Origin of the sequence: Thalassotalea psychrophila, assembly GCF_031583595.1 — a bacterium.
GTDB classification, from domain to species: domain Bacteria; phylum Pseudomonadota; class Gammaproteobacteria; order Enterobacterales; family Alteromonadaceae; genus Thalassotalea_A; species Thalassotalea_A psychrophila.
On sequence record NZ_CP134145.1, the window covers coordinates 4,730,657 to 4,743,639 of the forward strand.

At 38.9% G+C, this 12,983-nt stretch carries 10 protein-coding genes; 4 read left to right on the plus strand and 6 right to left on the minus strand.

The features are described 5' to 3' along the window. Positions 1-59: 59 nt before the first annotated feature. The 5 genes from RGQ13_RS19705 to RGQ13_RS19725 all read right to left on the minus strand — a co-directional run bounded on the left by RGQ13_RS19705 (position 60) and on the right by RGQ13_RS19725 (position 5,950). The gene (locus tag RGQ13_RS19705) at positions 60-1,127 is read right to left on the minus strand and encodes a DcaP family trimeric outer membrane transporter (protein ID WP_348391437.1); all 1,068 of its coding nucleotides are present in this window, start codon (positions 1,125-1,127) and stop codon (positions 60-62) included. Between the two features lie 152 nt (positions 1,128-1,279). Beyond that, a complete protein-coding gene (gene acs / locus RGQ13_RS19710; RefSeq protein ID WP_348391438.1) occupies positions 1,280-3,178 on the minus strand; it encodes an acetate--CoA ligase in 1,899 nt (632 codons plus the stop codon). Next, positions 3,162-3,326, minus strand: a complete 165-nt coding sequence (locus RGQ13_RS19715) for a hypothetical protein (protein ID WP_348391439.1) — start codon at positions 3,324-3,326, stop codon at positions 3,162-3,164. Before RGQ13_RS19715 ends, acs begins: the two co-directional genes overlap by 17 nt. Before the next feature lie 56 nt (positions 3,327-3,382). Further along, complete coding sequence (locus tag RGQ13_RS19720; protein ID WP_348391440.1) at positions 3,383-4,093, minus strand: exonuclease domain-containing protein; 711 nt, start codon at positions 4,091-4,093, stop codon at positions 3,383-3,385. Between the two features lie 9 nt (positions 4,094-4,102). Then, positions 4,103-5,950 (minus strand): putative nucleotidyltransferase substrate binding domain-containing protein, encoded by a 1,848-nt coding sequence (locus RGQ13_RS19725; RefSeq protein WP_348391441.1) that lies wholly within the window; start codon positions 5,948-5,950, stop codon positions 4,103-4,105. 280 nt (positions 5,951-6,230) lie between these two features. Here RGQ13_RS19725 and RGQ13_RS19730 point away from each other — a divergent pair, with 280 nt between their 5' ends. From RGQ13_RS19730 to RGQ13_RS19745, 4 genes are all read left to right on the plus strand, one after another. Beyond that, a complete protein-coding gene (locus tag RGQ13_RS19730; protein WP_348391442.1) occupies positions 6,231-6,482 on the plus strand; it encodes a DUF4212 domain-containing protein in 252 nt (83 codons plus the stop codon). Between the two features lie 3 nt (positions 6,483-6,485). Then, complete coding sequence (locus tag RGQ13_RS19735) at positions 6,486-8,222, plus strand: sodium:solute symporter family protein (RefSeq protein WP_348391443.1); 1,737 nt, start codon at positions 6,486-6,488, stop codon at positions 8,220-8,222. Between the two features lie 124 nt (positions 8,223-8,346). After that, positions 8,347-8,793, plus strand: a complete 447-nt coding sequence (locus RGQ13_RS19740) for a hypothetical protein (RefSeq protein ID WP_348391444.1) — start codon at positions 8,347-8,349, stop codon at positions 8,791-8,793. Between the two features lie 47 nt (positions 8,794-8,840). After that, the gene (locus tag RGQ13_RS19745) at positions 8,841-12,272 is read left to right on the plus strand and encodes a hybrid sensor histidine kinase/response regulator (RefSeq protein ID WP_348391445.1); all 3,432 of its coding nucleotides are present in this window, start codon (positions 8,841-8,843) and stop codon (positions 12,270-12,272) included. A gap of 4 nt (positions 12,273-12,276) precedes the next feature. Here RGQ13_RS19745 and RGQ13_RS19750 read toward each other — a convergent pair whose 3' ends face one another. Then, positions 12,277-12,957, minus strand: a complete 681-nt coding sequence (locus RGQ13_RS19750) for a response regulator transcription factor (RefSeq protein WP_348393442.1) — start codon at positions 12,955-12,957, stop codon at positions 12,277-12,279. Between the last annotated feature and the right edge of the window lie 26 nt (positions 12,958-12,983).

The following is a 12,983-nucleotide window of genomic DNA, read 5'->3' on the forward strand; positions in this document are numbered from 1 at the left end:
TTTGAGATGACTAAGTCTCAGGCGAATTGAACGAGGAGAAAGTTTAACCTTCTAAAATCTTATAGTACGTATTTAGCTGAAAATTGAGCATACATAGAGCTGGCATCAACATTGTCGTCATCCATGTCATAACTTCCTAATTCAACCCCAAATGACAATTCAGGTGTATAGTTTTTAAATACGTTTACACCATAATGGCTACGATCCCGATCAGATTCTTCTGTTGTGGTGTTACCGATAAAGACTGAGCTACGAGTATCTTCTGTCCAGAAATGGCGATAGGCTAGTAGATATGATGTAGACTCTTCAACTTCACCATTATAAATATCAGTAGCGGCAGTAACCCCCACATAACGGCCTAAATTACCTGTACTGACTGAAAATCTAAAATCGTCTTTGCCAAACGTTTTAATTTTACCTGCAACCGCAACACCAACAGCAGATTCAGTATCATCATCCGTGGTATTCAACTGTCTTACTAAGCCTGATACCGACACGTTACCCCAGTCACCTTTAAAACTGTATTTGGCGATAAAATCAGGTAAATCATCATTAGCAGAGTCGGCGTCAGGAGTACCATCAATACCATCGTTTCCCCAAGATTCTGGATTTTCAATCGCCAGCTGTAATCCCCCATTGGTATAACGCACCATAGTGTTTCGAACGAATGATGTACCTACCATAGGGCCAGCAAAATCAGCTGTTTCAGCTAACGAACTGGTATTCATAAAGGTGGTCCAAGTTTGACCAAACGTCATATTTTGATATTTAATGGTGGCATGGCGTAACCGCGGGTGAGATGAGTTTGAAATAATTTCATTGCCGCCACCGCCATAAAAATCCATTTCAAGAAAACCGGTCACCTCACCATGTACAAATTTCATGTTAAAGCGAGATTCGTTAGCAAACATTTTAACTTTTGAAGCATCTTCAGCCAACGGTGTACCACCACCAGTCCAAAAATCTTGGTAAGCAACATCACCATCAACATAGCGGGTATCAATTTTGATAAAGCCACCAAAAGTAATGCTATCTTGTTCGTTTAATTTAAAGGTATATCCAGCATTTGCAGCACTTGCCAATAGGGCTAAGCCCGTAGCTAACGCTATTTTATTTCGTTTTAACATTGTTTTGCTCCCCATTATCGATCAAGGTAAGACTACTCACATGCCTTAAAGCGATTTTTGTATCGTTATAATTAAATTTTTTGTTACTGGGGGCTATGCCCCCTTTATTGTTATGTTGTATAGCTTTGTACGTTTTTCTTTTTAGTGAATTACTACTCTTCTAAAGTACTTAAATCACCTTCATCTTCACCTAATGCTCGGGCTTTAAGCACTCGGCGCATAATTTTTCCTGAGCGAGTTTTTGGTAATGATTCAACAAACTCAACGCACTCTGGCATAGCAATTTTTCCCATTTCACTACCCACATGAGCTCTAAGTTCTTGCTCAAGTTTTTTGTCACCAACAATGCCTGATTGAAGAATTACATAGGTATGAATCGCATTACCTTTCAGCTCGTGTGGCAAGCCAACGGCAGCAGCTTCGGTTACCATCGGGTGACTTACTAAAGCACTTTCAACTTCAGAGGTACCTAAACGGTAACCACTTACTTTCAGTACTTCATCCATACGACCAATAACCCAAATGTAATCGTCTTCATCTTTTTTGGCGCTATCACCAGCTAAGTAAATCCACTTACCTTCTTTGTCCTGGCTCCAATATAAATCGGCATAACGTTGATCATCTTTAAATACCGTACGAGCCATACCCGGCCATGGGTTTTTAACGATAAGTTTGCCTTCTTCATTGGCACCAACTTCATTACCATCGTCATCAACAATAGCCATTTCATTACCAAAGAATGGTTTAGTTGCCGAGCCTGGTTTTAATGGTGTGATTGGTAGTGGACAGATCATGAAACCACCGGTTTCTGTTTGCCACCAAGTATCAATAATTGGACACTTATCGTTGCCAATTACGTGGTGATACCATTTCCATGCTTCAGGGTTTATTGGCTCACCCACACTCCCTAATAAACGTAAACTTGAAAGGTCATGTTTTTTCGGCCAGCGTTCACCAAAGCGCATTAAGCCACGAATAGCTGTAGGCGAGGTGTATAAAATATTGATGCCGTAGTTTTCAATGATTTGCCACCAACGATTCGGGTAAGGATAATTTGGTGCACCTTCATAAAGCATGATTGTGGCACCATTAATAAGAGGCCCATAAACGATGTAACTATGACCGGTGATCCAACCTGGATCGGCCGCACACCACCATCTGTCCTGTGGCTTAATATCAAATGCCATACGGTGAGTCGTTGAGGTATAAACGGCGTAACCACCATGGGTATGCAACATACCTTTTGGCGTACCTGTAGTACCTGAGGTGTATAAAATAAATAATGGATCTTCAGAACTGGTTTGTTCCGTTTCACACTTGCTACCAGCAATAGGTAATGCTTTTAAGTCATGCAACCAAAAATCACGCGTTGGCTCCATTTCAACATCTAATTCGTTGTTTTTAACACAAATACAAACTTCAATACTTGGTGAACGTTGCATTGCTTCATTGGCAATAGATTTAAGGTTGATCTGCTTACCACGACGCCAGCCGCCATCGGCAGTAATTAATACCCGAGAGTGGGCATCGTCGATTCGAGAAGCAAGTGCCTCAGTACTAAATCCGCCGTAAACAACCGAGTGAACAGCTCCAATTTTGGCACAAGCTAACATAGCAAAAACAAGCTCAGGAATTTGTGGCATGTAGATGGTAACGATATCGCCTTTTTCTACGCCCATACTTTTTAATACATTGGCAAACTGACACACTTCACGGTTTAAGCCGTTATATGAGAAGTTACGTTTTTGACCGTTTTCACCTTCCCAGATAATCGCCATTTTATTACGATTAGAGTTTTCAAGATGACGATCAATGGCGTTATGAACAATGTTTATTTCAGCGCCGTCAAACCATTTATAAAAAGGTGCATTCGATTCATCTAGAACTGAATCCCATTTTTTATACCAACCTAATGTGTCTGCTTGTTCTGCCCAAAACTCTTCACGGTTTTCTACCGAGTATTGATACATTTTTTCATATTCACTAACGTTAGCTTGATCAACTACGTCTTGACCAGGGTAAAACATATCTGGATTAACCGATGCGTTCATGATGCTCTCCACCTTTGTTAGCTGACGAAGATTCATATTCAGGAAAAGCGTCAGCTTTTAATTTGTAAATTTGTTGTTGCATACAAAGGTAGGCGGGTATGACAAGAGAAGATATTAGACCTAAGTCTAAATCTAGACTTTTAAGCATTAGACCTTAGTCTAACAATGTTGATTTAATAGAAGTTTTTTGGATGTTTGTTTTGACTATTTACTAACAAACTCTTTTAAAAGAGTGTTAAACCCAAGAGGATAATGACGCATTTGCGCTAGGAATAATTCGCCTGTAGCAACGGCATCATTCAACGCGTTATGTTCGTGGTGAGCAGGTAAGCCATAAGAATGACGCAAGTTTATTAACCGTAGCTGATTTGGGTCATAAGCGGTGTCGGATCTGTCTAAGCGTTTTTTCGCTAACGCTAAAGTGTCAATAATGGGCCAAATGGGCGCCATGCCATAAAGTTCAATACAGGCTTGCTGTAAAAAAGTACGCTCTATGGTGGCGTAATGCACTAGCATAACTTTACCCGCTAAAGCGTTAAGCATTTTTTCTACAACCAACTCTAATGCTAAGCCATTGGCTTTCTCGTTATCGGTAATTTGATGGATCACTACATTATCTTTATGCAAATCACCTGATGAATGAATAATTTCATGTTCGCTTTTACCTAACTTAATCAAGCCATGCTCGATCGGCACATAACCAACACTAAGTAACTTGTCAGATTTAGCATTTAAGCCAGTAGTTTCAAAGTCGACCGCAAGAATGTCCAAGTCTGCTATTTCGGTTTTATTATCGGGAAAAGGCACTGACAAAAACTGTTTTAGTGGCCCTTCCGGAGCTTTTGCTAGTAACTCTAAGCGTTGTACATTTAAACTTTTAAATTGGCTGATGATTTGTTTTAGCTTATCTTTCATCACAAATGCCTAGCCGTAAGTACTTTGACGATTAGACTGCATGGTTTTGATCACTTTAAACGCGTCTTTTAAATGTTCTCGCTCTAATCGAGAAATTTCTTTCGGCGCTAAAAAATTATCCGGCTCAATACCATCTTGTAACTGCCTGGCTTGATGCTCAGCTCTTAACATACCAAGAAACTCGTAAGCATCAATTAGGTTAGCTGCTGAAGTTTTACTTAAAGAGGGAGTTCCTGAAGCTTGCTTGAGCCGCTCGATAGTATTTACCGCAGTGATACCTTCAGAAAGAGCGTAAATACGGGCTAAGTCTACTATTGGTGCAATACCATTATGTTTTAAATCTAGTGCTTTTGTATTTTTACCGCTAGAAACTAATACAAAATCTCTAAAAAAACCCAGTGGTGGCCTCAGCTTTAATGCATTACCAGATAAATGAGCAATAAATAAAGTATTGCGCTGAGTTTGTTCAAGCATATTAGCCTGTACCTCATTGAGTAAATCAGCATCTCCGAAAACACAATTTAAATCAAAAAACACACTTGAGTGCATCAATGCCATCGGCTCTGGTGTATTTACCCAACTATCGAAATAATGCTGCCAAACACGTTTTGGCTGTCGCCATTTATCGTTTGTTGCCATCACATCACCCGGGCAATAAATAAATCCACAGGCCGCCAAACCATCACTGACAAAGGTAGCGAGTTGTTTGAACCAAGCATCATCTTCTGGGCGCATATCGTTAGAGATTATTAAAGCATTGTCTTGATCGGAATGAGCAAACTGTTCTTGTCGTGCTTGCGAGCCCGCAGCGAGCCAAGCAAAAGGAACAGGCTCTGGACCATATTGCTGTTTGGCCATCTTAATGAGCTTAACCGTAAATGCACAAGTAATCGCACTTATGGTTTTACCTACATGATCTGCAGTAGTGCCTAATTTAGCCATTCTAATTTGCAGTTTTGGTAGCATTTTACTGATGCCGACCAACTCTTCTACGGACATTGCCTTACCAATTGTGCTCGACATATTAACCGCGTTAAGCCCTTCCTGGTTCATTAAGTCGGTTACCGTGATCATCCCTGCTAACTCACCACTTTTCATCACCGGTAAATGATGAATATGCTGGCTAGTCATTTTAATTAGCGCATCATGAGCACTAGAGTTTATATCTATAACTTCCATATTTGGTGTCATAATGTCGCTAACAGGCAGATTGAAGTCTAGTCCTTTGGCAACACAACGCCTGCGTAAATCTTTATCGGTAACTATGCCAGCTAACACATCGCCATTAACAACCACTAGACAGGAAAAATTTAACTCTGTCATTTTAGCAGCGGCTTCTTTAATAGATGCTGATTGGTCTATGGTAACTGCAGGCGCATGATAGAAGTCTTCAATGGAAGTATTCATTAACGTGGAAGCCATAATTGCTTCTTCATTAATTTTTAAAACTTGTTGCTTCAACCGTTGTGCGCCGGTTTGCATAAAAAAGCTAAGCACATTAGGAAAGTCGTTTATAACCTTTTTTAAATCATCGTAAGCAATAGCACACAGTAATGTGTCTTCTTCAGGAATTACTTTCACGGTGATATTTTCATCTGGTTTACAAAATACCGTGCAAATATCACCTTCACCATATTTGCCTAATAACTCATCTTGTTCAGTGAAATAGGCAAGAGCGCCTTTGCGTAAAAAATAAAGCATAGGCGCTTGCACACCAGCAGGGGGTAATTGCTCACCGGCACGTACATAACAAATACTTATATTGCGCACTATGCTGGCAATACTTGCGCCCGGCAACTGATCAAATGGCTCAATCGCTTTAATAAAGTCATGAATATCAGCTAGTTCTGTACTCATTTATACGCTCATCTCTTTAGACAATCTCTTACCTTTAGTTTTATAGTAAGCAAGCAATTAACACAACCTATTAGCCACTAAACTAGACCAAGGTCTAATATTTTTTCTGGTATTTGGTTGTTAGTGTGATAGATAGAATAAGATTTTTACCAAAAGAATCATAATAAAATATGGCTTTGCCTTTCGGTAAATATCTTCTTCATTACAACTTGAATTTATAAAAATATAAAAAACAAAATATCAATTGGTATTAATAATTTTAAATAGTTAGGAGAGCATTGTGGAGAGTAATACAAGTTACTGGCAAGAAAACCTTCGCCTTATACTCATCTGCCTTGTCATTTGGTTTGTAGTTTCATTTGGCTTTGGTTTGTTATTAGTAGAACCGTTAAACGAGATACGTCTTGGGGGTTATAAACTAGGTTTCTGGTTTGCCCAACAAGGGTCTATTTACACGTTTGTTGGTTTAGTTTTCTGGTATTCATCAAAGATGAACAAACTAGATAAAAAACATAACGTAGAAGAGGAATAAATAATGGATGAGTTAAAGCTTTATACCTATATTGCCGTATTTGGTTCGTTCGGTATTTATTTCGCTATTGCCTGGTGGGCGCGAGCAAGTTCAACCAGTGACTTCTATGTTGCCGGTGGTGGCATTACACCGTTACAAAATGGTATGGCCATTGGTGCCGACTGGATGAGTGCCGCATCGTTTATTTCTATGGCAGGTCTTATCGCCTTCTTAGGTTATGGCGGTTCAGTATTTTTAATGGGTTGGACTGGTGGTTATGTACTGCTCGCCATGTTACTCGCACCTTACTTACGTAAACACGGTAAATTTACCGTACCAGAGTTTATCTTTGACAGATATTACTCAAAAACAGCACGTATTGTTGCAGTAATATGTTTAATTATTGCCTCATTAACCTACATCATAGGTCAAATGAAAGGTGTTGGTGTTGCGTTCTCTCGCTTCTTAGAAGTTGACTACGGCCTAGGCTTAGGCATAGGTATGATGGTTGTTTGGGTATATGCTGTATTAGGCGGCATGAAAGGTATTACTTACACCCAAATTGCACAGTACTGCGTACTTATTTTTGCTTACACTATTCCTGCCGTGTTCATTTCATTGCAACTTACTGGTAATCCAATTCCACAACTTGGTTTAGGTTCAACCCTTGCTGATGGTAGTGGCGTTTACTTATTAGACAAGTTAGATCTGGTTGTTACCGATTTAGGTTTTAAAGAATACACCACAGACAACATGGGCGGCACATTAAATATGTTCGCCTATACCATGTCTCTAATGATTGGTACTGCTGGTTTACCGCACGTAATTATGCGCTTCTTCACTGTTCCTTCAGTGAAAGCTGCACGTGCTTCTGCGGGTTATGCCTTAGTATTTATCGCCTTACTTTATACCGTTGCACCTGCTGTTGGCGCCATGGCACGTTTTAACTTAATGAACACTATTGAGCCTACTGCTGGTGAAAATATGGTTTATGAAGAGCGTCCACAATGGTTTAAAGACTGGGAAACAACTGGCTTATTAAAGTTTGAAGATAAAAACGGTGATGGTAAAGTTCAATACGTAGCAGATAAAGAAACTAATGAAATGGTTAAAGTTGACCGTGACATTATGGTTCTAGCTAACCCCGCTATTGCAAACTTACCAAACTGGGTTATCGCTTTAGTTGCTGCCGGTGGTTTGGCTGCGGCACTGTCCACCGCGGCGGGTTTATTGTTAGCTATATCATCCTCTATATCCCATGATTTGATGAAAGGGGTATTAACGCCTGACTTGTCAGAAAAATCGGAGTTACGAGCTGGACGAATAGTAATGACCATCGCAATACTGGTGTCTGGTTATCTCGGTCTCAATCCGCCAGGGTTTGCCGCAGGTACTGTTGCCCTAGCCTTTGGCTTAGCTGCATCGTCAATATTCCCAGCATTAATGATGGGTATATTCTCGAAGAAAATGAGCGGTAAAGCTGCTGTCGCAGGTATGATTTCTGGTATTGGTATTACTATGATGTACGTATTCCAACACAAAGGCATCATGTTTATTCCAGGCACTTCGTTCTTAGGTGGCCTAGAGCAAAACTGGTTCTTCGGTATATCACCAAATGCATTTGGTGCAGTTGGTGCGATTGTTAACTTTGGCGTAGCGTTTGGTGTATGTAAATTAACTGGTGATGCGCCAGAGCATATCCAACATATGGTAGAAAACTTCAGAACTCCAAAAGGTGCTGGTGCAGCGCACGCACATTAGTATTTATTTGTTCTAAATAAAAAGACTCCACTGTTTTATGAACGTGGGGTCTTTATTTTTAAAGCAGCCTTTTATTAAGGTTAATAAGGTGTTAAAACTATCAGTATAAAAAGGTCCTAAAACAATGAATAAACATACAAAGTTAGCATTTTTAATCGCCCCTATACTCGCTTTAGGTGGTTATATAATGTCTGATATTTGGGTCGAAAATGATGCTCAAAAAAATCGTGTATTTCAAATGGCTCCTGAACAATCTTGTGATGTATTAGCGGGTAAATGTGTACTGCTTTCTGATGACTTTAAAATTAATGTTTTTGATGACGATGGAAAAACTACACTCAACTCTACTTTTCCATTAGACACTGCAATTCTATTTTTGGTCGATAGCAATGATGAGGCAACCCCTTACCAATTACAAATGAGTGATACCCCATACTATTGGTTTAGACAAACCCCATTAAGAAAAAAAATAAGTGCTAAGGGTGATACTTATAAACTGCGTATTATTGCTACTGTAAAAGGTGGAAAATACATTAGTGAGTTTTACACTCAAACTGCAAATCAAAGCTAGAAATACCAAGTTGATTAAAAACTTAACAATAACAAACTAGAGGTAATATGTTTCACAATTGGCAATTAGTCGTTATCGCCTTAGCTTATATTGGCTTATTGTTTGTTATTGCTTATTTAGGCGATAAATATCGCCATAAAATATTTGGTAAAAGCCAAGCCATAATCTATGCATTAACGCTGGGTGTTTATTGTACTTCATGGAGTTTCCTTGGTACCACAGGGCAAACTTCTACTAATATTTTTTCTCATATACCAATTTATCTTGGGCCAATATTATTGTTTATGTTTGCTTGGCCATTCATCAAGCGCATTATTAGGGTTAGTTTAAAGTTAAACTTAACCTCAATTGCAGATCTGCTTTCTTCACGTTTTGGTAAATCTCACAATTTAGCCATATTAGTCACTGTTGTCGCCTTAATTGGCACCTTGCCATACATGGCGTTACAACTGAAAGCCATTGTTTATTCATTTGAACTATTACAAATAGAACAAGAGGTTAACAATTGGCAATTAGGTTTGATTACCTCAATTACCATGGCTGGTTTCACCATTTTCTTTGGCATTCGCAACATTGATGTGACCGAGCGCCATCCTGGGGTAATGTTAGCCATCGCTTTTGAGTCACTAATCAAAATAATTGCTTTTGTGGCTATTGCGGTTTTTGTCTGTTTTTTTCTATTTGATTCACCATCAGATCTTTGGCAACAAGCTGATGTAGATGTAAATCAACAATTTAATTGGCCTAATATATCTTCAATGCTTGGCATGCTAGTAATTGTTATGGCGGCATTTTTGTCTTTACCTCGACAATTTCAGGTAATGGTGGTTGAACTCAAAGATAAAAAAGATACTCGCTTTGCCCGTAAAATTTTTCCTGTTTATCTACTAATTTTTGCCCTATTAGCTATTCCTCTGGGCTTAGCTGGACATTTGCTCTTTAATGGTAGTATTGCTGCCGATGCTTATGTACTAATGCTACCGGTTAAAAATCAACAAGTATTACTTGCTTCACTTACCTTTCTAGGGGCTATTTCTGCGGCAAGTTCAATGATCATTATTTCCGCTATTGCCTTAAGTACAATGCTCAGTAACGAAATTGTATTTCCTTTACTATTTCGTCGCAATAATCAGCAAGGTAACGACTATGAGCGCTTTCGTTTAAAACTACTGAACATTAGAAAGTTATTAGTGCTGATAATAATTTTAATGGGTTATGGCGCATTCTTATTAGCCTCAGATGACACTCTTGCGTCTTTAGGTGCCATTGCTTTTGGTTGTATAGCACAGCTAACCCCTGCGTTAGTTGCCGCGTTTTATTGGCGCCATGCCAGTTTAACTGGAGTTTATAGTGGTATTGCTACCGGCTTTTCGTTGTGGTTTTTATTAAACTTGCTACCTAATTTAGGTTTTTATGACCAATCTATATTTCTCGGAGAATTATCAAGTAACACCACAGCAACATTAATCAGTTTTACTTCTAATATTTTTGTTATGTGGGCAATATCATTGTTAAGCCGTCAAAGTGTCCATGAACGCGTGCAAGCAGCCTTTTTTAATGAAGATGTTGACGATGTCGAATTACCGGCTCTTAAGAAAAAACAAATTACCAGCTCTGAATTACAATTATTGATCTCGCGCTTTATTGGTGAAGAAAAAGCCAGCGCCAGCTTCACCAATTTTGAACAAAAGTATGACGACTTGCAGCTTGATGAAAAACAACTGCACCAGTACTTAATAAATCACTGTGAAAATACTTTAGGCACAGTAATGGGTTCAGCTTCAGCCAGACTTGTAATTAATTCAGCTATGCAGGGCAGAAATATCAACTTAAATGAGTTGGCGCAACTCGTTGAAGAAAGCTCAACCCAGCAACAACAGGATAACCAAAATTTATTACAAAGTGCTATTGAAAATGCCAGTGAAGGCTTTTCAATTATCGACAGCCAACTTAATTTAGTCGCCTGGAATAAGCGTTATCTTGAGTTATTTAACTATCCCAAAGGGATGGTATATGTCGGTTGTCAAATTGAACGTTTAATTCGCTATAATGCCGAGCAAGGCCTGTGCGGCCAAGGAGAAATTGAGCAACAGGTAAGCAAACGATTACATTATTTGCGCAATGGTAGTCCGCACACATCTGAACGACAACTCGAAACAGGACAAATAATTCGCATTGAAGGCAATCCTTTACCTGACGGTGGTTTTGTAATGATTTTTAAAAACATTACAGCATTTCGAGAAACAGAAATGGTGCTTAAAGCAGAAAACTTGGATTTGGGATCATTAGTGGCCGAGCGCACGCAAAAACTTGAATTAGTGAATAAACAATTAGCCGTAGCCCGAGAAAAATCTGAACAAGCCCATCTTAAAAAGAGCCAGTACTTAAAAGCAATCAGCCATGATTTAATGCAACCACTAGAAGCGGCTCGATTATTCACTTCGGCATTAGCTGATCAAAATAAACTAAATGATAGCCAAAAAAGGCAAGTGCAAAATATAGATCAATCTTTAAAGGTGGCCAACGATTTACTGATTAACCTAGCAGAGGTTGCACGTATAGAAAGTGGTAATATAAGCCCTAACATTGAAGTATTTAGTTTAAATGATTTGTTCAAACAATTAGAGCAAGAGTTTTCTGCATCTGCCGAGGAAGATCAAATTGAATTTAAGGTCTTTGAGAATGAGCATTGGTTGAAATCCGATAGACATTTGTTGCGTAGAATATTGCAAAACTTACTTACAAATGCATTCCGATATGCCAGCCCAGGCAAAGTGATACTAGAAGCAAAACAAGAAGCACAACAGTTAAAAATACAAGTGATAGACAATGGACCGGGCATTGCGGCCGATAAACAACAGCTTGTATTTGAGCAATTTACTCAATTAGACAACGGAAAGAATCATAGCAGCAACGGCTTAGGATTAGGCTTAAATATAACAAGGTCGCTATCACAAATACTTGGTCACACTTTGCATTTAGCATCAGAAGCAGACTGTGGTTGTAGCTTCTCAATTTCAGTCCCAAAAGCAGAGCCGATATCACAGACAGAACAAACGCCAACTCCACAAGTAGGTTTACAAGGGGTTTCTGTATTATGTATTGATAACGATCCACAAGTTCTTGAAGGTATGTTAGCGCTATTAACAGCATGGCAATGTAAGGTGTATGGAGCAAGTGGAACAGAAGAAGCTAAGGAAGTGTTTGCTCGCCACAATGATGAAATTGAAATACTCTTGGTCGATTATCAACTTGATAATAATGACAATGGCATTGATTTAATCAAAGAATTACGAGAATTGGGGCAGCGTCAAATACCAGCGATTCTAATTACAGCAACCACAGACCCAGATATTGAAAACATAACATCAAAGGCCAATGTCGGTTACATGCGTAAAATGGTAAAACCTGCCGCCCTTAGAGCAATGATGAGCGCCATGTTAGCTAACATATTGAAAGCTAACTATATGCCAAAATAATAAGTCAAACTTTATAGGTATGAGTTAATTCTTGAGTGAATCCACCTTCAGATAAATCTAACTGACCAAGGCAGATAACAGCTTGAGTACGGTTTCGAACATTGAGTTTTCTAAAAATTGCTGTGGCATGAGCTTTAATTGTCGCTTCTGATACATTTAAATCGTATGCAATCTGCTTATTTAATAAACCTTCAGCAAACATTAATAATATCTTATATTGTTGCTGAGTCAGGCTAGCAATACGTTCGGCCATTTCAGCTTTACTATCATTAGTTGAAGGGTCATTTAATGACTCTGGAGTCCAAATTTCACCAGCTAAAACCTGATTAATTGCAGTAAAAATAGTACCTACATCCGTAGACTTTGGCACAAACCCCGAAGCACCATAGCTCATCGCTTTATTAATAGTATCACTGTCTTCATAAGCTGAAACAACAACAACGGGTATTTGCGGAAAATGATTACGAACATGAATTAGAGTGTTAAAACCATGGGCACCTGGAATATTTAAGTCTAACAGCAATAGATCTGAATCCGTATTTTGCTTTAATAGTGAGTCAAGCTCTTCCACTGTTTCTGCTTGCAACCAATTGGTGGTTGCCATTCTTTCCTTCAACGTTTCTAACAATGCTCGTCGAAACAAAGGATGATCATCAGCAATAATCACTTTATCCGGTAAAAACATATTCTTCATCCATAGTATTATCCCAG